The sequence below is a fragment of the Microbacterium cremeum genome (assembly GCF_015277855.1).
Lineage (GTDB): Bacteria > Actinomycetota > Actinomycetes > Actinomycetales > Microbacteriaceae > Microbacterium > Microbacterium cremeum.
In genome coordinates, this window is record NZ_CP063812.1 from 227,442 (window position 1) to 248,560 (window position 21,119).

Annotated in this window: 20 protein-coding genes; 13 read left to right on the forward strand and 7 right to left on the reverse strand. The window is 72.2% G+C overall.

Annotation, left to right across the window (positions count from 1 at the left end; translation table 11 throughout):
• Positions 1-27: 27 nt before the first annotated feature.
• Together IM778_RS00990 and IM778_RS00995 are read left to right on the forward strand one after the other, a co-directional pair.
• Positions 28-1,332, forward strand: coding sequence for an MFS transporter (locus IM778_RS00990; protein WP_194410247.1), 1,305 nt, complete (start codon positions 28-30; stop codon positions 1,330-1,332).
• Complete coding sequence (locus IM778_RS00995; RefSeq protein ID WP_420488862.1) at positions 1,332-3,155, forward strand: glycoside hydrolase family 3 protein; 1,824 nt, start codon at positions 1,332-1,334, stop codon at positions 3,153-3,155. The genes IM778_RS00990 and IM778_RS00995 overlap by 1 nt, the downstream gene beginning before the upstream one ends.
• A gap of 67 nt (positions 3,156-3,222) precedes the next feature.
• Here the strand turns inward: IM778_RS00995 and IM778_RS01000 are convergent, their stop codons facing one another.
• The 6 genes from IM778_RS01000 to IM778_RS01025 form a co-directional block, all read right to left on the reverse strand.
• Positions 3,223-3,690, reverse strand: coding sequence for a GNAT family N-acetyltransferase (locus IM778_RS01000; RefSeq protein ID WP_194410249.1), 468 nt, complete (start codon positions 3,688-3,690; stop codon positions 3,223-3,225).
• Between the two features lie 120 nt (positions 3,691-3,810).
• Positions 3,811-5,343, reverse strand: a complete 1,533-nt coding sequence (locus IM778_RS01005; RefSeq protein ID WP_194410250.1) for a flotillin family protein — start codon at positions 5,341-5,343, stop codon at positions 3,811-3,813.
• A 61-nt stretch (positions 5,344-5,404) separates the two neighbouring features.
• A complete protein-coding gene (locus IM778_RS01010; protein WP_194410251.1) occupies positions 5,405-5,872 on the reverse strand; it encodes an NfeD family protein in 468 nt (155 codons plus the stop codon).
• Between the two features lie 119 nt (positions 5,873-5,991).
• Positions 5,992-6,588, reverse strand: a complete 597-nt coding sequence (locus IM778_RS01015) for a DUF1349 domain-containing protein (RefSeq protein ID WP_194410252.1) — start codon at positions 6,586-6,588, stop codon at positions 5,992-5,994.
• 91 nt (positions 6,589-6,679) lie between these two features.
• On the reverse strand, positions 6,680-7,102 hold the full coding sequence (locus IM778_RS01020; protein ID WP_194410253.1) for a DUF1801 domain-containing protein: 423 nt from the start codon (positions 7,100-7,102) through the stop codon (positions 6,680-6,682).
• Complete coding sequence (locus IM778_RS01025) at positions 7,099-7,674, reverse strand: HhH-GPD-type base excision DNA repair protein (protein WP_194410254.1); 576 nt, start codon at positions 7,672-7,674, stop codon at positions 7,099-7,101. The genes IM778_RS01020 and IM778_RS01025 overlap by 4 nt, the downstream gene beginning before the upstream one ends.
• Before the next feature lie 148 nt (positions 7,675-7,822).
• Between IM778_RS01025 and IM778_RS01030 the strand changes: the two genes are divergently transcribed.
• From IM778_RS01030 to IM778_RS01080, 11 genes are all read left to right on the forward strand, one after another.
• On the forward strand, positions 7,823-10,207 hold the full coding sequence (locus IM778_RS01030) for an FtsX-like permease family protein (protein ID WP_194410255.1): 2,385 nt from the start codon (positions 7,823-7,825) through the stop codon (positions 10,205-10,207).
• The gene (locus tag IM778_RS01035) at positions 10,204-12,945 is read left to right on the forward strand and encodes an FtsX-like permease family protein (RefSeq protein ID WP_194410256.1); all 2,742 of its coding nucleotides are present in this window, start codon (positions 10,204-10,206) and stop codon (positions 12,943-12,945) included. The genes IM778_RS01030 and IM778_RS01035 overlap by 4 nt, the downstream gene beginning before the upstream one ends.
• A 4-nt stretch (positions 12,946-12,949) precedes the next feature.
• Positions 12,950-13,939 (forward strand): ABC transporter ATP-binding protein, encoded by a 990-nt coding sequence (locus IM778_RS01040; RefSeq protein ID WP_228484676.1) that lies wholly within the window; start codon positions 12,950-12,952, stop codon positions 13,937-13,939.
• Positions 13,936-14,790, forward strand: a complete 855-nt coding sequence (locus tag IM778_RS01045) for an ABC transporter ATP-binding protein (RefSeq protein WP_194410257.1) — start codon at positions 13,936-13,938, stop codon at positions 14,788-14,790. The genes IM778_RS01040 and IM778_RS01045 overlap by 4 nt, the downstream gene beginning before the upstream one ends.
• A gap of 131 nt (positions 14,791-14,921) precedes the next feature.
• The gene (locus IM778_RS01050) at positions 14,922-16,406 is read left to right on the forward strand and encodes a protoporphyrinogen/coproporphyrinogen oxidase (RefSeq protein WP_194410258.1); all 1,485 of its coding nucleotides are present in this window, start codon (positions 14,922-14,924) and stop codon (positions 16,404-16,406) included.
• A 99-nt stretch (positions 16,407-16,505) separates the two neighbouring features.
• Positions 16,506-16,901, forward strand: a complete 396-nt coding sequence (locus tag IM778_RS01055) for a hypothetical protein (protein ID WP_194410259.1) — start codon at positions 16,506-16,508, stop codon at positions 16,899-16,901.
• Position 16,902: 1 nt separating this feature from the next.
• Entirely contained in the window at positions 16,903-17,304 is a 402-nt protein-coding gene (locus IM778_RS01060; protein WP_194410260.1) for a phage holin family protein, read from the forward strand.
• A complete protein-coding gene (locus tag IM778_RS01065) occupies positions 17,294-17,593 on the forward strand; it encodes a DUF3618 domain-containing protein (protein ID WP_194410261.1) in 300 nt (99 codons plus the stop codon). Before IM778_RS01060 ends, IM778_RS01065 begins: the two co-directional genes overlap by 11 nt.
• A gap of 161 nt (positions 17,594-17,754) precedes the next feature.
• Positions 17,755-18,594, forward strand: coding sequence for a uroporphyrinogen-III synthase (locus IM778_RS01070; RefSeq protein ID WP_194410262.1), 840 nt, complete (start codon positions 17,755-17,757; stop codon positions 18,592-18,594).
• A gap of 6 nt (positions 18,595-18,600) precedes the next feature.
• Positions 18,601-19,584, forward strand: a complete 984-nt coding sequence (cofD, locus tag IM778_RS01075; RefSeq protein WP_194410263.1) for a 2-phospho-L-lactate transferase — start codon at positions 18,601-18,603, stop codon at positions 19,582-19,584.
• A 1-nt stretch (position 19,585) separates the two neighbouring features.
• Positions 19,586-20,329, forward strand: coding sequence for a sulfite exporter TauE/SafE family protein (locus tag IM778_RS01080; protein WP_194410264.1), 744 nt, complete (start codon positions 19,586-19,588; stop codon positions 20,327-20,329).
• A gap of 296 nt (positions 20,330-20,625) precedes the next feature.
• On the opposite strand, the gene IM778_RS01085 is transcribed toward IM778_RS01080, so the two are convergent.
• Positions 20,626-21,057, reverse strand: coding sequence for a cupin domain-containing protein (locus IM778_RS01085; RefSeq protein WP_194410265.1), 432 nt, complete (start codon positions 21,055-21,057; stop codon positions 20,626-20,628).
• Between the last annotated feature and the right edge of the window lie 62 nt (positions 21,058-21,119).

Consider the following 21,119-nt stretch of genomic DNA (forward strand, 5'->3'; position numbering starts at 1 on the left):
ACCCCGACGCTCAGAGAGGACTTCGCGATGACAGAGATGTCTCCCGCCGCGACGGCAGCGGCCGTCGGCACGACCGGCTTCAAGGCCCCGGGCACGACGCCCGCCAGGACGCCCCGCGGCTACACGCCGGGTCTCGCCGCCGTGAACTGCGGCGTGTATCTGGCGCTGCTGACGCCCGTCATGGTGTCGATGGCCTTCAAGATCCAGCACATCTCACCGACTCCCGAGCAGGCGACCGCCAACCTCGGGCTCGTCCTCGGAGTCGGCGCCCTGTTCGCCCTCGTCGCCAATCCGCTCGCCGGCCGGCTCTCGGACCGCACCACGTCGCGCTGGGGCATGCGGCGCCCCTGGATCCTCGGCGGCAGCATCGTCGGGCTCGGCGCCTTCGCCCTCATCGGCCTCGCCGGGTCGGTGTGGGTGGTGCTCGTGGGCTGGTGCATCGTGCAGGCGTCGATGAATGCGGTGCTCGCCGCCGCGAACGCGACGCTCCCCGACCAGGTGCCCGCCGCCGGCCGCGGCAAGGTCTCGGGTGTCATCGGCATCACCACGCCGCTCGGCATCCTGGGCGGCAACTTCCTGGTGACGTTCCTCCCCGACGACTTCGCGCGCTTCGTCGTGCCGGCAGCCATCGCGACGGTGCTCTCGGTGCTGTTCGTCCTCGTGCTCAAGGACCGTCGCCTCGAGCAGAAGCCGGCTCAGCGGTTCACCGCCGGCCAGTTCTTCGGCTCGTTCGTCTTCAACCCGGTGAAGCACCCCGACTTCGGCTGGACGTGGCTGACGAAGTTCCTCGTGATGTTCGGCTACGCCGGGATCGCGACGTTCCTGCCCTTCTACCTCACCGAGAAGTTCCACCTCGACGAGCAGGCCGCGATCACCACGATCCTGTTCGCGAACCTGGCCTCGATGGCCGCGATGATGATCTCGGCCCCGATCGGCGGCATCCTCTCGGACCGGATCGGCAAGCGCCGCCCGTTCGTGGCCGCCGCCGGCGTCATCATGGTCGCGGGGCTCGTGCTGCTCGCGTTCGCGCCCGACATCGCGACGATCATCGTCGCGCAGGCGATCATCGGCTTCGGCGCGGGCTCGTTCATGTCGGTCGATCTGGCACTCGCGACCCAGGTGCTTCCCAACCCCGACGACACGGCGAAAGACCTCGGGGTGCTCAACATCGCCAACGCCCTGCCGCAGTCGATCGCCCCCGCGATCGCCCCCGCGATCATCGCGATCGGCGCCACGACCGCCCTCGGCGGCTATGCCACCTTCTACCTCTTCGGCGCGCTCGTGGCCCTCGCCGGCGCCGTGCTCGTCTACCGCATCAAGGGAGTGAAATGATGTCCGACACCACCGCGACGACGACGGATGCCGCGTCCCCGGCGGCTCCCGAGAGCCGGCCCTGGCTCGACGCGAGCCTGCCGATCGACGAGCGCGTCGAGCTGCTCCTCGGCGAGATGACGCTGGAGGAGAAGGCGGGCCTGCTCTTCCAGACGATGATCACGATGGGGCCGGACGGCGAGCTCGCCGAGGCCGATCCGGTGTTCGGACTGCCGTCGAACCGCGAGTACGTGCTCGACCGGCGGATGAACCACTTCAACCTGCTCGGCGTCGCCCCCACCGCGGGCTCGATCGCGCGGTGGCACAACCGGCTGCAGGAGCTGGCGGCATCCACTCGTCTCGGCATCCCCGTGACGATCTCGACCGACCCGCGCCACTCGTTCACCGAGAACCCCGGCGCGGCGATGCTCGCAGGGCCGTTCTCGCAGTGGCCGGATGCCCTGGGGCTCGCGGCGACACGCGATGCCGCGCTCGTGGAGCGGTTCGGTGACATCGCGCGACAGGAGTACACCGCGGTCGGCATCCGCGTCGCCCTGCACCCCCAGGTGGACCTCGCCACCGAACCGCGCTGGTCGCGCGCGCTGCAGACCTTCGGCGAGGACGCCGAGCTGTCGGGCGAGCTCGGCGCCGCCTACATCCGCGGCTTCCAGAACGGCGCCTCGTTCGGACCCGGCGCGGTGTCGGCCATGGTCAAGCACTTCCCGGGCGGCGGCCCGCAGCAGGACGGCGAAGACCCCCACTTCGCCTACGGCCGCGAGCAGGTCTACCCGGGAGGGAAGTTCGAGCTGCACCTGAAGCCGTTCGAGGCCGCGTTCGAGGCGGGTGTCCGCCAGGTGATGCCCTACTACGGCATGCCGGTCGGCACCGAGCACGAGGAGGTCGGCTTCGGCTTCAACAAGTCGGTGCTCACCGCGCTCCTGCGCGAGCGCTACGGATTCGACGGCATCGTCTGCACCGACTGGGGTCTGGTGACGGATGCCGAGATCATGGGTCAGCCGTTCCCCGCGCGGGCGTGGGGTGTCGAGCATCTGTCGCGCGAGGAGCGCATCGTCAAGATCCTCGACGCGGGTGCCGACCAGTTCGGCGGCGAGGCCTGCCCCGACCTGCTCGTCGCTCTGGTCGCGGACGGCCGCATCACCGAGGAGCGCCTGGACGTCTCGGCTCGCCGGCTGCTGCGCGAGAAGTTCGCGCTCGGCCTGTTCGACGATCCGTTCGTCGACGCCGACGCCGCCGATGCGATCGTCGGCTCGGCGGAGTTCCGCGCCGCCGGCGAGGCCGCACAGCGCGCCGCGATCACGATCCTCACCGACCGCGCGGCCGGGGCGGCGGGTGCGCCGGTGCTGCCGTTCGCTCCCGGTGTGAGGCTGTATGTCGAGGGCATCGCCGCCGAGGTCGCGGCGTCGTATGGCGAGGTCGTCGCGACGCCGGCCGAGGCCGACATCGCCGTGATCCGTCTGCAGGCCCCGTTCGAGCAGCGCGGCCAGGGGTTCGAGTCGTTCTTCCACGCGGGGTCGCTCGACTTCCCGGCCGACGTCGTCGCACACGTGCGCGAGGTCGCGGCGGTCGTGCCGACGGTGGTCGACGTGTTCCTCGATCGCCCCGCGATCCTCGCGCCGATCGTCGAGGCCGCCCACGCGGTCGTCGCCGACTGGGGCGCGAGCCCGGCGGCGCTGCTGGATGTGCTGACCGGCGCGGCCGAGGCGAAGGGCCGACTGCCGTTCGACATCCCCCGGTCGATGGCCGCGGTCGAGGCATCGCGTCCCGACGTGCCGTTCGACACGGCCGACCCGTTGTTCCGCTTCGGCCACGGCCTTTCGCTCTGACGAGTCGGCGGATGCCGCGCCGCACACGCCGCGGCGCGGCATCCGTCGTCGTCCGCAGCGCGGGTGCTCAGGCGCCGAGCTCCCGCGAGAGGTAGAACGCGCGCTCGCCGGTGTCGGGCTGCTGCAGGTGGAAGCCGTGCCTGTCGTAGAACCGCAGGGCGTCGACGTCGCCTTCGTCCACGTTGACCTCGATCGCCGAGACACCGGATGCGGTGCTCTCGTCGACGAGCCGCTCGATGATCGCACCGCCGATACCCGCGCCGCGGTGTTCGGGGGCGACGTACAGTTCGTCCAGCAGCGCGACGGGTCCGGGATACCAGACGTTGGGCCGGAGCGTCACGAGCGCGAGCCCGGCGGGCGGCTCGCCGCCCAGGAGCGCGAACGTCGCGGGGCCCCCGAGCAGCTGCACGAGCCGCTGCTGCAGGGTTTCCGGTCCGGGGGTCTCGGAGTCGAACTCCGTGTTGAAGTCGTGGAGCATGCGCGCGACGACGCCGGCGTCGTCCACGGATGCCCGGCGAACGGGTGAGGTGGCCATGCCTCCACGGTACGGCGGCACGACGATCGACGGGAGGGCGCGTCGCGTCAGCGGGCGGACGAGACGACGGATGCCGCGCCGCAGACGTCGCGGCGCGGCATCCGTGTGCCCGAGCGGGTGTCAGCCGGCGGCGCCGACCGATGCTGCGGCGTCGGCGGCTGCGGCCTTCGCGGCGTTCTTCGCGGCCGACTTCGAGCCGTCGACGGCCGCGAGCGCGTCGGCCCCGGCGGTCTTGAGCGCGTAGGCCTGCAGCAGCGTGCTGATGTCGAGCCCGGTGAGGCCCTTGACCACGTCGGTGCCCTCGCTGAGAACGCGGCCAACGGTCTTGGTCATCTCGGACGCGCCGTCGGTCGAGACCACCGTGAGCTTGTCGATCGAGGCGATCGGCTCGGCGGCGGCGCGCACGATGTCGGGCAGGCGCGAGATGATCTCCTGCGCGAGCGCGGCCTCGCCGTACTTCTGCAGCGCGAGCGCCTTGGCGTCGGTCGAAGCGGCTTCGGCGAGACCTTCGGCCTGGATCGCCGACGCGCGCGCCTCACCCTCGGCCTTGATACCGGCGGCGAGGGCGACCTGCTTGTCGCGCTCGGCCTCACCCGACACGCGCACCGCGGTGGCGGCGGCCTCGGCGTCCTGGACCGCGGCGACCTTGTTCGCCTCGGCGATCTTGGTGCGCTTGTAGGCGTCGGCCTCGGTCGCGGCGTTCGCGGCGTCGCGCTGGGCGTTGGCGCGCTGCACCTCGGCGTACGCCTCGGCCTCGGCGGGCTTGCGGATGTCGATGTCGAGCCGCTCCTGCGTCACGTTCGCCTGCTCCGACAGCGCGTCACGCTCGAGCAGTGCGACGGCCTTGTCCTGCTCGGCCTTCGCCAGCTGACCCGCGGCCTCGGCTTCGGCGTTCGCGCGGTCGGTCTCGGCCTTGATCGTGGCCTGCTTGAGCGCCAGCGCCTTCTGGCGCTCGGCGATCTGCTCCGCGGCCTCGATGCGCGCGAACTCGCTGGCACGGGATGCCTCGGCCTCGCTGATCTCAGCGACCTGGCGTGCGCGCGCGGCCTCGGCGCGACCGAGGTTGGCGAGGTAGTCGCTGCCGGGGGTCGAGATGTCGCTGATGTTGAGGAGGTCGACCTGCAGGCCCTGCTCGACGAGGTCGGCCTTGGTCTCGGCGACGACGCGATCCGACAGGCTCTTGCGGTCGGAGATGATCTGCTCGATGGTCATGTCGCCGACGATCGAGCGGAGCGAGCCCTCGAGCGACTCCTTGATGATCTCGGTGAGGAGGTCCTGCTGCGACAGGAAGCGCTGCGCCGCGCGGCGCACGCCGTCCTCGGTGCCCGACACCTTGAAGTTGATGGACGCCTTGATGGCGATCTTGATGCGGTGCTTGTCGACGCCCTCGACCGTAATGCCGATCTGGCGCTGCTCGAGCGAGATCGAGAAGCCCTGCTGCAGGATCGGCCACACGAACGTGCGTCCGCCGATCACGACGCGCTGACCGGTGCCGATCTCATCGACCGCCGGCTTGCCGGCGCCGCGCCCGACGATCACGAGCGCCTCGTTCGGCGGCACGCGCCGGATGCGCCGTGCGATGAAGGTGATGAGGCCGAGCACCGCGACGATGAGCGCGACGACGGCGATGACCTGGATGAGTTCGTTCGTCATGGACGACCTTTCTTGACGGATGCCGCTGCCGGGCGTCGCGCCCGGCGGCAAGAAGTGACTGCTACTCCGCGACGACCTTGACGCGGGTGCCGGAGTGCTCGACGACGCGGATGCGGACGCCCTCGGCGATGGTCCCGTCGCTGTAGGCGAGCCGGCGTTCCACCTCGTGGGGGCCGTCGAGGCTGACCTCGCCTCCGGCGGGCGTGATGGTGGACCGGGTGACGCCTGAGAGGCCGACGGCCGAGGTGGGAACACCGTCCGAGCTCTTCGTCAACCGCTTCACGAACAGCACCGCGACGAGATACGCCACGACCGCGAGCGCTGCGGCGAGGACGTAGGCCCACACCGGGTCGAGGTTCGAGGTGTAGGTGAGAGCGCCCGACGCCCCGAACACGACGGCGGCGATGCCCAGGGCCGTTCCCGAGATGGCACCGTCGCCGATCTCGAAGTGGTCGAAGATGTCGCCCACGATGAGCGAGATGAGGAGCACGGCGAGGCCGACGCCTCCGACGATCAGGAACGGCAGCATGAGTTCTCTCCGCAGCGAGGGGGTGGGTTCCCTCACCCTATCGGCGGGGTGGGCCGCGGTGTGAGGGAGGGTGTGGAGAGTCGTGTGGCGAGACGCCCCGGCCCAGGGGGCGTCGTGGATCAGCGAAGCTGAGTCAGGGTCTCGGGCGTGTACCGCACGTCGGTGAAGGTCGCGGTCGCGCCATCGCCGAGCGGTGCCTGGGCGAGGAACCCGGCACGAACGGGGCTGTCGGTCAGCAGGCGGAACAGCCGCACGAACCGCCACTGCCGACCGTCGGACGAGGAGTGGAACGCGAAGGCGGGTCCGATCTTCGAGATGCGCAGCCAGACCTCGTCCGCATGGACGTCGATCGCGTTCGCGTCGTCCGAGTAGTGGTTGGTGACGACGCTCACCACCATCGCGGCTCCGTCCGGCGACCATTCGAAGCACAGCTTCGCCCAGTGCTCGGCATCCGCCCACAAGGTGAGTGCGCCGGCGTCGAACGTGGTCCGCGGGTGGTCGACGCGCACGCGCGCCGACAGCTGGAAGTCGCCGTCGACCGCGAAGGCGAGACTCGTTGCGCCGTGCTGGGGCTCGGCCTCCTTCCCGGATGCGTCGTTGGTCCAATCGACGCCTGCCGTCGCCTCGAGGCGCAGCGCGTCGTCGCCGAGCGATTCGAAGCGGGTGGTGCCGTTCGTCCAGTCGAGGGCGGGCAGGCCAGGGAGGATCGTGGTCAAGAGTCGCTCTTTCGTGTGTGCGTGCCGCGAGGCAGGGGGAGGGGTGAAGCTCGGTGTGAGGGGTGGGGTGTGCGCAGCGGTGGCGCTGCCGTCAGTCCGCGATCGTGAAGGTCACGCCCTCGATGTCGTCGGCGAGCACTCGCCGGTAGTCCTCCGCGATGATCTCGCGCAGCACGTCGGTGTCGACCGTCTCGAGGTCCTTGATGTAGAGGCACCCGACGCCGGTCTCGTGCGGTCCGAGCGTCGCGAGCTGATCGCGGTGCGCATCCGTGCTGAGCAGGTACACCGTCGTCGCCTGCTTGCGGGGCGCGAACCCGGCGATCGGCGCATCGCCGTGAGTGCCGGTCGGGTAGGTGTAGTGGCACGATCCGAAGCCGATGATGGTGCCCCACATCTCGGGCTCGCGTCCGGTGACCTCCGATATCAGCGCGACCATGGTCTCGGCATCCCGTCGGCGCCTCTCGGGCGTCACGCCCGCCACGAAGGCGCCCACGCTGCCACCGGTCTTCTTCATGCGCTCTTCTCCTTCGCGGCGGACTTCATCGCCCGCTTGTGCTCTCGCACTCTCGTGAGCGACTCGGGCGAGACGATGTCGGCGACGCTGCGGAACGACCCGTCCTCGCCGTAGGGAGCCGATGCCTCGCGCCAGCCCGCCCCGGTGAAGCCGTACTGCTTGCCGAGCAGCGCGAGGAAGATCTTCGCCTTCTGCTCGCCGAAGCCGGGCAGCCCCTTGAGCCGCGTGAGCACGGTCGCCCCGTCGGGCTCGTCGCGCCGCCAGATCGCGGCCGCGTCGCCTCCCCAATCCTGTTCGACGGCGGCGCACAGCGCCTGCACGCGAGCCGCCATCGAACCCGGGAACCGATGCACCGCAGGCGTCGCCTTGAACAGCTCGACGAACGCGTCGGGATCGAAGGTCGCGATGGCAGCGGCATCCAGCGTGCCGGCCCGCTCCGAGATCTTCAACGGTCCGGCGAACGCCGTCTCCATCGCCACCTGCTGGTCGAGCAGCATGCCGATCAGCAACGCGAGCGGGTCGTCGGTCAGAAGGCGATCGGCAGCGGCATCGCCCGTGATGTGGAGCGTCATGGCCCCAGTCTCGCACCCGGCTCGGCTACGTTGTCAGGATCTTCGCACTGCCGGACGCTCTCGGCGATGCGGAGCGCGTGACGCGACTGCGGCTTTGGATAGGTTTGCAGGACCGACAGCGCCCGACCGACCACGGAGGACCGAGCCCATGCCCGATCGCCGTGCGCTCTCGTCAGCGCGACTGCTCGGAGTGCGCGCCCGGGCGCGCGCCGGACTGCTGGTGAGTGCCGCCGCCACTGTGGCGGTCGCGGTCGCCACGGTGTGCCTCGTGCTCGCGTGGCTCGGCCGCGCGGTCGAGGTCGCGGGTGACCCGCCGCCCCCCGGAGTCTCAGCCGACGACGTGGCGAGGCAGGTCGGGGCGGGCGCCGCGGCGCTCGCATCGGCGGCCCCTGCCCTCGTCCTCATGGTCGCGATCCTCGCCGGCACGGCGGTCGCCCAGCTCGCCCGGCTCGTGGCAGCGGCGCGCGAGCACGAGACGGCGACGATCCGTGCCCGCGGGTTCTCGAGGACACAGGCGTGGACGACGGATGCCGCCGAAGGCGTCGTCGTCGCGCTCGCGGGCACTGTGCTCGGCGTCGCGCTCGCCGCAGGTCTCGCCGCGGTCATCGGCGCTGCCGCGGATGGAGCCGTCGGAGCCTGGCCGTGGGCGCTCGCGACGGGCGCGGCGCTCGCCGTCGTGTTCGCGGTGGCGCTCCGCCGCGGCGAACGCACCCGCACCACGACCCGGGCGGCGCGCGCGACGACCGCCGCCGTGGTCGTGGTGGTGGTTCTGGCGTCGGCGCTGGTCGTCTGGCAGCTGCCGCTCGCCCGCGGGACGGGACTCGATCCCATCGTCGCCCTCGCTCCGGCGGTCGTGCTGATGGCCGGCGCGCTGATCGCTCTCGCGGTGTTCGGCGCGGCGGCGGTCGCGTGGGCGCCGCCCGCCGCCGCCGTCCCCGGCGTGCAGCCGGGGTATCCGGCTCGTCAGGTGGCTCGCCGCATCCCGATCTACGCGGTGGCCGTGCTGCTGGTCGCCCTCACCGTCGCGCAGGCCGTGTTCGCCTCGGCGTACAGCGCGACATGGACCGCCATGGTCACCGACTCGGCCGCGGTGCGCGCCGGCACCGACCTGCGCGTCGACATGTCGCCCCAATCCGCGAACCCCCGCACCGTGGCGGCTGCCGCCGGTGTCGAGGGGGTTCATGCCGCGGCTCCTGCTCTCGTAGACGAGATCGAGATCGGCGATGCCGACGCCCAGCTCGTCGCGGTCCCGGCATCCGAGATCCCCGAGGTCGTGACGTCGGCGGGCGGACTCATCGACAAGGGCGCGCTCGAGGCCGCCGCAGCCGTGGACGGAACGGTCGTCGTCGATCCGGTGCCGCTCGGCGACGGCGCCACCGCCCTTCGGGTGACAGCACAAGCCACATCCGAGGGCTCGTACGCGCCGACGCCCGTCCTCGCCGCCGTCCTGATCGACGCCGCCGGGACTCCTGTCCGCCTCCCGCTCGACGGCGAGGTCTTGCCGAATCCCGACGGGTCGGTGACCGTGGTCGCCGAGGCGCCGCTTCCCGAGGGCACCGCACCGTGGCGGCTGCTCGCGATCGGCGCCGACCGCGGCCGGGGCTTCGTCAGCGACGTGGTGCAGGTGACCCTCGACTCGGTCGTTGCGGTCGGCAGCGGCCCGCTCCAGATCCAGGCGGACGCGGAGTTCCACCCCGGGATCAACGACGTCGTCGTGTGGCTCGCCGACGGCGGTGAGCTCGCCGCCGATGGCGGACCGGACGGAGACGCGCCCCCTGTCGCGACCGTCGTCTCTCGCGGCCTGGCCGAGCACCTCGGCATCGGAGAAGGCGACTCGTTCGAGTTCCGCTACGCCGGCACCGGCCGCCGCGGAGCCGCTCTCGTGTCGTCGATCGTGGACGTCGTGCCCGGTGCGTCGAGGCCGCTGGCCCTCTTCGCGCCCATGGAGAACCTGCTCGTCTCGCAGCTGCAGCGGGGGGCGTCGTTCGTGACCCCGAACTCGGTGTGGGCGGCGGGCGACGCGACCGCCGACGACGCCCTGAGCGCGGCCCTGGGCGATCGCCCGGTCGACACGGCGGCGCCGGGGGTGAGCGCGGACGTCGTGGCCGCCCTCGCGCCGGGCTGGTGGATCGCGACGGCAGGGGCGATGGCGCTGTCGCTGGTCGCGGCATCCGCGATCGTGCAGACCCTCGCGATCGCCCGCCGTCGCGAACTCGGCGTGCTGCGCGCCCTCGGGATCGGCGCCGCGGCACAGGGACGCATGCGTGCGGCCGAGCTCGGCGGCGTCTTCGGAGCGGCGCTCGTGCTGGGCGCCGTCGCGGGCGGCCTGGCCTCGTGGCTGATCGTGCCCGAGCTGGTGCGAGCCGTGACTCCCGGCATCCTTCCCATCGCCGGCGGCGTGTCGTTCGCATGGCCGCCGCTCGGCGTCGCCGTCGCGCTGCTCGCCGCGGGTCTCGGCGTCATCGTCGTCGCCGTGGCGGTGAGCGTCTCGCGCGCGGCTCGCGCTGCGACGGTGGGGGAGGAATCCCGATGAGCCGTCGCGTCTCGACCGGCGCGCTGGTCGCGCACCACCTCCGCTCGCACGCCGGCGGCGGTGTGATCGTGGCGCTGCTCGTCTTCGTGCTGGCGCTGCTCGCGGCAGCCGCACCCGTCGCGCTGAACGCCGTCGGCGACGCGACGCTGCGCAGCCGGCTCGACGCGATCGCGCCTACGGTGCGCGACGTCGTGTCCGAGAACGTGGGAACCACGGCGTTCCCGCAGCTTCCGGACTGGCCGTACGAGGAGCCACCGACCACGGACGAGGTGTGGGGCGACTTCCTCGGCGAGGTCGAGGGGATCCGCGCGGAGGCGGATGCGCCGCTGCCGGAGGTTCTGCGACCCGCGACCGCCGTGACCCTCCTTGCCGAGACCCAGCTGGTTGAGTCGAGGACGCGCACCGTGACCCTGGCCTTCGCGCCGGGAGTCGAGGACGAGTTCGAGGTCGTGGAGGGGCGGCTTCCTGACGCCTCCGCCAGCTACCTGCCGGAGTCGGAGCAGGTGCCCGGGTTCGAGGGCATGCCGGTGATCAGCCGCGTCGAGATCATCATGTCGCCGGCGACGGCGGCAGAGATGGAGTGGTCGGTCGGAGAGACGCGCACCTCGAGGTCGGCTCAGGGTCTGGTGGAGTTCGTGCTCGTCGGGCTCTACGAACCCGTCGACGCCGGCTCGGACTTCTGGCAGCACGTGCCGTCGTCGCTCACGCCCTACATCTTCGACAACGGCAATGATCCGCGCGAAGTGAAGGGTATGGGGTTCGCGCACCCCGCCTCCATCGTGGCAGGGGGTCTTGCCGGGAGTCCGTCGACGAAGGTCTGGTTCCCCACGGCTGTCGACGACATCGACGGCGCGAACGCCGAAACCGCGGTCGCGGCGCTGAACAAGCTCACCGCTGTCGCCCATGTGATCGGGACGATGGACCAGGGTCCCGGCATCCTCAGTCTCAGGTTCGACGCCGACATCACCGCGACCATCGAGTCCGCGCTCGCGCAGCAGCGTTCGACGGCGGGCGTCATCGCCATGCTCGTGTCGGGGCCGGTGGGAGTCGCAGCCGCGGTGCTGGTGCTCGGCTGCCGGCTGATCCTCGAGGGCCGGCGATCGAGCCTGCGGCTGCTGTCGGCGCGCGGAGCGTCGATCGGGCAGCTGCGCCGGCTGCTGGGCGCCGAGGGTGTTCTCGTCGGCGTCGTGCCGGCGCTGCTCGGAGCCGCGACCGTCGTGATCGCAGCGGCATCCGTGTTCGGCGCCGCACCGAGTGCGGCCGGCGTGGCCACGGCGCTGCTGACCGGGATCGCTCCCGTGGCGATCCTGTTCGTCCTTGCTCCGTCGGTCGCCGAACGGCAGGTGCGCGCCGACCTCGGGCACCGCGGATCGCGGCTGCGGCTCATCGTCGAGGGAGTCGTCGCCGGGCTGGCGGTGATCGCGCTCACGCTGCTGTTCCTCCGCGGGTACAGCGACGGCGCCGACCTCCTGCTCGCCGCCACGCCGCTCCTGCTGGCGCTCGTCGCCTGCCTCGTGACCATCCGGCTGTACCCGCTGCCTCTCGCCGCCGCGCACGCCCGCGCTCGGCGCGGCGCGAGCCTCGACGCGTTCGTCGGGTCGGCGCGAGCCCTGCGCGAGCCGACGCTCGGCGTGACTCCGGTGCTCGCCCTCGTCGTCGGCGTGTCGGTCGCGATGTCGTCGGGGGTCCTCCTGTCGACCCTGCAGTCCGGTGTCGACGAGGCATCGCGCGCACAGGTCGGTGCCGACCTGCGCGTGCAGGGCGGCCTGTTCACGCGCGAGCAGCTCGAGCGGGTGCAGCAGATCGACGGCGTCGCACTGGCGACCGGCATCTCGGGAGCCGAGCCGGCGACTCTCGACATCGGCGGCGTGAAAGCGGGCACCTCGGTGTTCGTCGTCGACGCGGCCGACCTGCGGGCCGTGCAGGGAGAGGGACCCGGGATGCTGCCGCCCGGCGTCTCGCTCGAGCCCCCCGCCGACGGACCGATGCCGCTCGTCGCCTCAGGCGATGCGGCCGACCTCATCGGCGACACCGACGAACTGAGGCTCGACGGCGTCGATGCTCAGCTCGTGGGCACGACACGGGGCCCGGCCCCCATCGGCGGCCGCGCGAACTGGGTGGCGATCGACTCGTCGTACGCCGAGGAGGTCTTCGGCAGCGATCAGAGCGATCGCACGATCCTCGTGAGCCTCGACGACGAAGGGTCGGCGGATGCCGTCGAGCAGGGCCTCCGCGAGGTGCTGGGTCCGACGGTGCGCATCGACGGTGCGGCCCAGGTGGCGGCCGGCATCGAGTCCGGGCCCGCGGTGCAGGGCGTCCGCGGGGCGCTGCTGCTCGCGACCGGGGTCGCGGCGCTGCTGAGCGCGCTGGCGATCGTCATGACGCTGACGCTCGCCGCGGGGCCGCGCGCTCGCGTGCTCGCCCTGCTGCGCACGCTCGGTGCGCCGCGCCGCTCGTCGTCGTCGCTCGCGCTGTGGGAGATCGGGCCGCCGGCCGCCGCCGCCGTGCTCGCCGGCACCGTGTTCGGGGCGCTGGTGCCGCTCGTCGTCATGGCGGCCGTCGACCTGCGGCCGTTCACCGGATCGTCGGTGGCGCCCGCCTATGTGATCGACCCGGCGATCCTGCTGCTCACCCTCGGCGGCTTCGTCGCGCTCGCCGTCGTTCTCACCGTGCTCGCCCTGCTCGTGTCGCGCCGCGCGCGCGCCGCGGGAGTGCTGCGCACGGTGGAGGAAGGATAGGACCATGGTTCGACAGGCTCACCAACCGGATGCCGACATCCTGTGCACGGATCTGGTGCGCATCTTCAAGGTGCAGGCGGCGAACGGGGCCGGGGTCGAGGTGCAGGCCCTGCAGGGGCTGAACCTGCGCATCGATCGAGGCGAACTCGTCGCCGTCGTCGGCGCGTCGGGCTCGGGCAAGTCGACGCTCCTGTCGATCCTGTCGAGCCTCGACCAGCCGACTGCCGGCGTCGCGCGGGTCGCGGGCCACGACCTGCTGACGATGAAGGAGAAGGAGCGCGTCGAGTTCCGTCGCCACAGCGTCGGCTTCGTGTGGCAGCAGACGTCGCGCAACCTCCTGCCGTACCTGTCGGCGAGCGAGAATGTCGCCGCGGCGCTCGCCATCACGGGCGCGACGCGTGGCGCGGCCGCGCGTCGCCGGCGCGTGGCCGACCTGCTCGACCTCCTCGAGGTCTCGCACTGCGCCGACCGCCGACCGGCCGAGATGTCGGGCGGCGAGCAGCAGCGCGTGGCGATCGCCGTCGGCATCGCGAACGATCCGCGGGTGCTGCTCGCCGACGAGCCGACCGGCGAGCTCGACGACCTGACGAGCGCCCACGTGCTGGAGGCGATGCGCTCGGTCAATCGCGAGCTGGGGCTGACGACCCTCATCGTGACCCACGACCCGGCCGTGTCGGAGCACGTGGCCCGGACGGTGCAGATCCGCGACGGCCGCACGTCCACCGAGGTGCTGCGATCCACGAGGCTCGACGAGCACGGCGCCGAGCACCACGTCGCCGAGGAGTACGCGGTGCTCGACCGCGTCGGCCGGCTGCAGCTCCCCGACGACTTCGTCACCGCCCTCGACCTGCGGGAGCGCGTGCGCCTCGCCCTCGAACCCGACCATGTCGGCGTCTGGCCCGGTCAGACGGCCTCCGTCGCCGAGCGAGAGAGCGCGAGCGACCGAGACGAGACGCACCCGGCATCCGCCGGCCCCACCGAGGAGACGTCATGACCCTTCGACGAGCTCAGGACGGCGCCCTTCGACGAGCTCAGGACGGCGCCCTTGCGCTGCGCGGCGAGAAGCTGACACGGACGTTCTCGTCCGCCGCGGGAGACGTGCACGCGTGCGTCGACATCGACATCGAGGTCGCCGCGGGCGAGCTTGTCGTGGTCCGGGGCGCGTCAGGTGCGGGCAAGACGACGCTGCTCAACCTGCTCGGCGGACTCGACCGTCCGACGTCGGGAAAGGTGTGGCTGGGCGACGTCGAGGCGACCGCGCTCGACGAGGACGCCCTCGCCGCGCTGCGGCGGGAGCGGCTCGGATTCGTGTTCCAGTCCTTCGGGCTCATCCCGATCCTCTCGGCCGCCGAGAACGTCGAGCTTCCGCTGCGGATCGCGAAGACCCCGCCCGCCGAGCGCGACGCACGCGTCGCCGAGGCGCTGCGGCTGGTCGGGCTCGCCGACCACGCGGCGCAGCGGCCGGGCGAGCTTTCGGGTGGCCAGCAGCAGCGCGTCGGCATCGCACGCGCGATCGCGGCGCGTCCGCACGTGCTGATCGCCGACGAGCCCACCGGCCAGCTCGACTCGCGCACCGCCGCGACCGTCATGGACCTCATCGGCGACCTCGTGCACTCGCAGGGCCTCGCCGCCGTCGTCTCGACGCACGACCCGCTCCTCGTGCAGCGCGCCGACCGTGTCATCGAACTGCACGACGGCCGAGTCACCTCCGTCGACGGCGATCCCGTGACGGCGAGCGATCCGGATGCCGAGGACGCGGCATCCGTCGCCCCCGCCACCCCCCGCACGCGTGCCGAGGCCCGCCACCGGCGCCCCGCCGAGGCTGACGACCCCCACGGAGGTTGAGAAACCCCGTGGAGGTTGAGAAACCCCGTGGAGGTTGAGAAACCCCACGGAGGTTGAGAAACCCCACAACCGATGGAGTCTCAACCTGCGCGTGGTTTCTCAAGCTCGACCAGGCCGGCGCACCTGGGAGGATGGATGCCGTGACCTCCCCCGCCGAACCGCTCGAAGGGCTCGTCTCCCACGCCCATGAGACGCGCGCGGTGGTCATCGGCGGTGGGATCGCAGGGCTCGTCGCCGCCCTCGAGTGCGCGAAGGTGGGGATGCCGGTCACCCTGGTCGAGGCGACCCCGCGGCTGGGCGGCACGATCGCAGGCGCCGAGTTCGACGGCCTGCCGCTCGACCTCGGCGCGAGTTGCTGGTCCACCAGCGGCGGGACGGTGCGCGCTCTCGTCGAGGAGCTCGGCCTCGACGACCGGATCGTCGCGCCGAGCACCGACCGCACCTGGATCGCCGGGCTGCCGAAGGGCGCCGCCGCGCCGCTTCCCGAGCAGAGCCTGCTGGGGATCCCGGCGAACCCGTGGGACGAAAGCGTCCGCCGCGTCATCGGCTGGCGCGGCGCGTGGCGGGCGTACGTCGACCGGCTGCGGCCGCCGCTCACGATCGGGACCGAACGCAACCTCGGCAAGCTCGTGCGCTCACGCATGGGCGCCGCCGTGCACGATCGCCTCGTCGCACCGCTGGCCGCCGGACGGTTCGGTCTCACGCCCGACGAGGTCGACGTCGTCGTCGCGGCGCCCGGGCTCACCGCCGCCCTCACCCGCACCGGCTCGCTCAGCGGCGCCGTCGCCGATCTGCTCGTCGACCGGGACGCCCCGCCGGTCGCCGCGATCGAGAGCCTCGACGGCGGGATGCCGCAGCTGGTGTCCGCCCTCGGTGAGCGGCTGCGGCTGCTCGGTGCCGAGATCGTGCTCGACACCCGCGTCACCGGACTCTCGCGCGTCGGTGGACGGTGGCGGCTCGGCATCGAGAGCACCGACGACGACGCCGGGGCCGCTGTGCCCGACCCGGCGGACATCGTGATCGTGGCGACGGGCCGACAGGAGGCCCAGCGCCTCCTCGAGGCGGCGGGCGCACGGGCCGGTTCGTCGCCCGGCGCGGAACCCGGACACGAAGGGATCGTGCGGGAGGTCGTGACGCTCGTCGTCGACGAGCCCGCGCTCGACGCCGCGCCCCGCGGCGCGCAGGTCTACCCGCTCGCGGGGACGCATCGCGCCTCGGGTCTTGTGCACCACACCGCCCGGTGGGCGTGGCTCGCCCACGCGGCCGGAGCGGGTCGCCACGTGCTGAGCGTCGCGTTCGACCACCCGGTGGCCGAAGGGCACGAGACGATCGAGCTCGCCCGGCACGAGGCATCCGCTCTCCTCGGCGTCCGGATCGACGACACCGCGGTGCGCGCGGCGCACACCGCGCGCTTCGAGCTCGCCGCCCCGGCCTCGGCGCTCGGACACGACGCGGCGACCGCTGACGTCCGCCGACGTGTCTCGGCGCGGCCGGGGCTGGCCGCCGTCGGCGCGTGGGTCGCGGGGAGCGGGCTCGCCCAGGTCGTCGCCGACGCCCGGTCCGAGGCGGATCGCGTCCGCAGGGCTGCGCTCTTCGGCGGGCCGGCGCCGGAGTGAGTGCGCTCCGGTGCCCGCTGTCAAGGGTGGATGCCGGAATCGGAATACGGGGCTACCCTGGGGAGGGTCGTCAGGTGCACACGAGCGTGAGGAGACCCCATGAGGGGCAAAGCAGGACTCGTCGTCGGACTCGCCATCGGGTACGTGCTCGGCACGAGGGCGGGCCGCGAACGCTACGAGCAGATCAAGACGCAGTGGTTGAAGGTGTGGAACCTCGACCCCGTCCAGGAGCAGGTGGGCAAGGTCAAGGATTTCGCCAAGTCCTCGGCGATGGCCCTGCCGTCGACGCTGTGGGACTCCGCGGTGAAGGTCGCTCAAGCGGCCGGGTCCAAGGGCACGCCCGGCCAGAAGCTCGACGCGGCGCTGAAGGTCGGCAAGGACTCGACGGATGACGTCGAGGCAGCGGCCAAGACCTCGGCGAAGGCGGTCAAGGACGCTGTCGAAGACGTAGCGGACGACATCGCAGAGTCCACCGACGGTCGCGGCGGAGCGTGACGTGACCACGCCGCGTGGCTTCCGCGATCGCGCGGATGACAGTCTGCTCACGCTTCTCGGCGAGATTCCGGAGCTGGTCCGCAACGTCGTCATCGCCGAGATCGACGCGGCGAAGGCGTGGCTCGCACGCACTGCGAAGGACGGCGGGTGGGGTGCCCTGTGGGTCTTCGCGGCGCTGTTCGTGCTGTTCTGGTCGGTGCCGGTGCTCGGCACCTTCGTGATCGCCGGGCTCTCGTCGTGGTGGCCGGTGTGGCTGTCGGCGCTCGTGGTGTTCTTCGCGATGCTCATCGTCACCGCCGTGCTGGCGCTGCTCGGCGTCATGCGCTTCCGCCGCATCGGTGAGCGCCAGAACCCTGTCCAGTCGATCGCCCAGGACGTGAAGGAGGTCCGCGATGAGCTCTGAGGCTCGCACACCGGCGCCGAAGACCCCCGTTGCGGTGCCTCGAACCGCGGTGCCGCTCGGCATCGACGATCCGGTCGAGCACGCCCGGGCGGAGCTGAAGGCGGCGCTGGCCGCCATCGAAGAGAAGGCGAACGTGCCGCGGCGAGTCGGCCGTGCCGTTGACGAGGGCGTGGAGAAGGCCCGCACCTTCTCGCGGCGCAACCCGGCTGCCGCCGCGGTCGCGGTCGTCGTCGGGGCTGCCGCGATCGGCGCTGCGGTGTGGGGGCTGGTGCGGCTCTACACGCGCTGACGTTTCCCGACGAGGAAGGCCTTGCGCGAGGGAGGGGTATGCTCGGGAGGCAAGGCAGTGCAACGGTGCGTATGCTGCCGGTCGCGCGAACCCGATTCGATCCGCGCGTCGGCTGCTCGGCGTCTCGGGCGGCCGACTGAGCATCACGAGAGTCGACCTTCATGAACACAGCCCCCCAGCACCAACCCGCCAAGCCGCTCGCCGGCTGGCGCGTTCTCGTGCCCCGCGGCGGACCGTGGGGCGACGGTGTTGCGGCATCGCTGCGTCGGCAGGGCGCGACGCCCGTGATCGCGCCGCTCATCAACTTCGCTCCGACGAACGACCAGGCGTCCCTGGATCAGGCGCTGGCAGATCTCGCCGCGGGGGCGTTCGACTGGCTCACCGTCACGAGTGCGACCACGGTCGACGTGCTGTACGCCTACCGCGCAACCGTGCCGGCGCGCACGAAGGTCGCCGCCGTGGGCGAGACGACCGCCGCCGCACTCCTCGCGGTCGGCTACCACGTCGACCTGGTCCCGGAGAAAGACAACTCCGCCGCCGGGATGGCTGAGCAGATGATCGCCCTCGAGCCCGAGCCGCGCGACATCCTGACGCTCCGCAGCGAGATCGCGAAGCCGGTGCTCACCCGCATGCTGTCCGAGGCGGGGCACCGCGTGCGCAGTGTCGTCGCCTACCGCACGGTCGGCGTTCCGGTGACGGAGCGGATCGCGGAGGACGTGCGCTCCGGGCGCATCAACGCGATCCTCGTCACGAGCGGCTCGGTCGCCGAACAGGTGCATCAGCAGTTCGCCGAGATCCCCGACACCACGCTCATCGCCGCGATCGGGCCGCGCACGGCGCGCGACGCGAAGCGCGCCGGTCTCGATGTCGACATCGTGGCCGAGATGCAGACGGTCGACGCGCTGATCGACGCCGTCGCGACGTTCTCCCTGCCGCACGCCGCCGACGAGTTCGCGCCGCGCACCGGCGCGCTGCCACTGCCCCGCACCGAGCGGGGCTGAGTCGGGATGAGCGTCTCGCCCCGCATCGTCGTGCTCGCCGGCGGGGTCGGCGGATCGCGATTCGTCCTGGGCGTGCGCGGCGCGCTCCGCTCCCGCGGAATCGGCGACACCGCCTCGGCCCTCACGGTCGTCGTCAACACGGGCGACGACCTGTGGCTATCGGGCGTGCGGCTCCAGCCGGACGTCGACTCCCTCACCTACGCGCTCGCGGGCGTCAACGACGCCGAGCGCGGGTGGGGCCGGCAGGGCGACTCGGAGCGCGTCAACGAAGAGCTGCAGGCGTGGGGCGCCGGCTGGCCGTGGTTCACGCTCGGCGACCTCGATCTGGGCACCCACCTCGCCCGCACCGGCTGGCTGCGGGACGGCCTCACGCCGACGGAGGTGATCGAGCGGATGTCGCGGCGCTGGCCGCTCGGCGCGCGCCTGCTGCCCATGACCGACACCGAGGTCGACACCGTCGTGGTCCTGCACGACGGCACCCGCCTGCACTTCCAGGAGTGGTGGACGCGGCATCGCGCCGCGCTCGCCCCGACGCGGTTCGAGAACCCCGGGATCTCGGAGGCCGCCCCGGCCCCCGGAGTGGTCGAGGCGATTGCGCAGGCAGAGGCGGTGCTCCTCGCGCCGTCGAACCCGGTCGTCTCGATCGGTCCGATCCTCGACGTCACGGGGGTGCGTGAGGCGCTGCGCGCCACAGCGGCACCGGTCGTGGGCGTCTCGCCGATCATCGGCGGACGCGTCGTGCGCGGCATGGCCGACGTCTGCCTCACGGCGATCGGCGTCGAGACATCCGCCGCGGCGGTGGCGGGGCTGTACGGCTCGCGCGGCGACGCCGGGCTGCTCGACGCGTGGCTGATCGCCGAAGAGGACGAGGCCCTCGCGGGCGAGGTCGCCGGGTTCGGCATCCGTCCCGTCGTGACGCCGCTGTGGATGACGGACCCGGCGCGCTCGGCTGCGCTCGCCGAGTCCGCGCTGATCGCGGCCGGTCTCTGACGTGCCCGAGCTCGCGTGGTGGGCGTGGGCGCTGCTCGGCGTCGCGGCCGTCGTCGTCGGGCTGTCGAAGACCGCCGTTCCCGGCGCGGGGACGATCGCCGTCGCGATCTTCGCGGCCGTGCTGCCGGCGAGGCAGTCCACGGGGGTGCTGCTGCTCCTGCTGATCGTCGCCGACGTGTTCGCGGTCGCGATGTACCGGCGGCACACGGACTGGCGCGCGCTGCTGCGCCTCGCGCCGGCGGTCGTGGTCGGCGTGCTGCTGGGAGTCGTCTTCCTGGCGTTCGCCGACGATGCGTGGGTCAAGCGCACCATCGGGGTCATCCTGCTCGCGGTCATCGCGATCACGCTGCTGCGGCGACGCTTCGCGTCGAGCGTCGAAGCAGGCGGCTCGCATCGGATCGCGGCGGCGACCTACGGCACGCTCGGCGGCTTCACCACGATGGTCGCGAACGCCGCCGGCCCGGTGATGTCGATGTACTTCCTGGCGGCGCGGTTCGAGGTGAAGGCGTTCCTCGGCACGGCGGCCTGGTTCTTCGCGATCGTGAACCTGTTCAAGGTGCCGTTCTCGGTCGGCATCGGCATCATCACGGTGCCGGGTCTCCTCATCGACCTGGTGCTCGTGCCGCTCGTCGTGGCGTCGGCGTTCCTCGGTCGCTGGCTCGCGAACCGCATGCCCCAGGCCCTCTTCGAGAAGCTCGTGATCGTCTTCACGCTGATCGGCGCGCTGTACCTGCTGTTCGTCTGACCCACCGTCACCGCCCTTCGCTCCGCAGTCAGTTTCTGCGCGCCCACGCCCGGCCGCGACCGCAGAAGCTGACTGCGGAGCGAAGGGCCGGCGTCGGGCCCAGGGCGCGGGGTCGGGGCGCAGGGGCGGTCGGGGTCGCGGCGTCACCGCCCGGCTCCGCAGTCAGTTTCTGAGCGCCCACGCCCGGGGGGACCGCAGAAACTGACTGCGGAGCGAGGGCTGGGGCGTCAGGCCCAGGGCGCGGGACCGGGGCGTCGGGCCCAGGGCGCGGGATCGGCGCGTCAGGACCCCGGGCGTCAGGCCCAGGGCGAGGGGCGGTCGGGGTCGCGCGTGCCGTCGTCGGGGAGCCGCGGCAGCTCGTCGCCGCCCGCGCGGATGCACAGCCACCGCAGCTGCTCGGGACTGTCGGGCGTCGCACGCCACGTGCGCCACACCCCCTGGCCCACGCGCACCACGGAGCCGGGACCGACGTCGACGACGTCGTCGTCGAGGCCCATCTGCCCGCGGCCGGTGAGGAACACGTACAGCTCCTCGATGCGCGCGTGGTCGTGCCAGTAGCCGGCCTCCTCGCCGGGCTCGAGCGCATTGGCCGTCATGCCGATGTACTGCATCGTCAGGTCGTGGTCGACCACACGGCGCCCGTCCCGCGAGCTCTCCGGCCGGAAGCCGCCGTAGTGCGCCCGCCACTCGTCGAGTCCGCCCATCTCCAGCACCTGGTAATCGCTCATCACGTCAGGCTAACGGCGGCCCGGCACGCGCCGGCGGGGACTGGCAGGTTCCCGCCCACGAA

What these genes read in the sequence shown, in the direction of transcription:
- IM778_RS01020 (WP_194410253.1), bottom strand. Translation starts at nt 7,102, where the DNA reads ATGAAGAAGACCGGTGGCAGCGTGGGCGCCTTCGTGGCGGGCGTGACG.
- IM778_RS01085 (WP_194410265.1), bottom strand. Translation starts at nt 21,057, where the DNA reads ATGAGCGATTACCAGGTGCTGGAGATGGGCGGACTCGACGAGTGGCGG.
- IM778_RS00990 (WP_194410247.1), top strand. Translation starts at nt 28, where the DNA reads ATGACAGAGATGTCTCCCGCCGCGACGGCAGCGGCCGTCGGCACGACC.
- IM778_RS01005 (WP_194410250.1), bottom strand. Translation starts at nt 5,343, where the DNA reads ATGACGAACGAACTCATCCAGGTCATCGCCGTCGTCGCGCTCATCGTC.
- IM778_RS01035 (WP_194410256.1), top strand. Translation starts at nt 10,204, where the DNA reads ATGAGCCGTCGCGTCTCGACCGGCGCGCTGGTCGCGCACCACCTCCGC.
- IM778_RS01000 (WP_194410249.1), bottom strand. Translation starts at nt 3,690, where the DNA reads ATGGCCACCTCACCCGTTCGCCGGGCATCCGTGGACGACGCCGGCGTC.
- IM778_RS01010 (WP_194410251.1), bottom strand. Translation starts at nt 5,872, where the DNA reads ATGCTGCCGTTCCTGATCGTCGGAGGCGTCGGCCTCGCCGTGCTCCTC.
- IM778_RS01040 (WP_228484676.1), top strand. Translation starts at nt 12,950, where the DNA reads ATGGTTCGACAGGCTCACCAACCGGATGCCGACATCCTGTGCACGGAT.
- IM778_RS01025 (WP_194410254.1), bottom strand. Translation starts at nt 7,674, where the DNA reads ATGACGCTCCACATCACGGGCGATGCCGCTGCCGATCGCCTTCTGACC.
- IM778_RS01045 (WP_194410257.1), top strand. Translation starts at nt 13,936, where the DNA reads ATGACCCTTCGACGAGCTCAGGACGGCGCCCTTCGACGAGCTCAGGAC.
- IM778_RS01070 (WP_194410262.1), top strand. Translation starts at nt 17,755, where the DNA reads ATGAACACAGCCCCCCAGCACCAACCCGCCAAGCCGCTCGCCGGCTGG.
- cofD (WP_194410263.1), top strand. Translation starts at nt 18,601, where the DNA reads ATGAGCGTCTCGCCCCGCATCGTCGTGCTCGCCGGCGGGGTCGGCGGA.
- IM778_RS01030 (WP_194410255.1), top strand. Translation starts at nt 7,823, where the DNA reads ATGCCCGATCGCCGTGCGCTCTCGTCAGCGCGACTGCTCGGAGTGCGC.
- IM778_RS01050 (WP_194410258.1), top strand. Translation starts at nt 14,922, where the DNA reads ATGGATGCCGTGACCTCCCCCGCCGAACCGCTCGAAGGGCTCGTCTCC.
- IM778_RS01065 (WP_194410261.1), top strand. Translation starts at nt 17,294, where the DNA reads ATGAGCTCTGAGGCTCGCACACCGGCGCCGAAGACCCCCGTTGCGGTG.
- IM778_RS01055 (WP_194410259.1), top strand. Translation starts at nt 16,506, where the DNA reads ATGAGGGGCAAAGCAGGACTCGTCGTCGGACTCGCCATCGGGTACGTG.
- IM778_RS00995 (WP_420488862.1), top strand. Translation starts at nt 1,332, where the DNA reads ATGTCCGACACCACCGCGACGACGACGGATGCCGCGTCCCCGGCGGCT.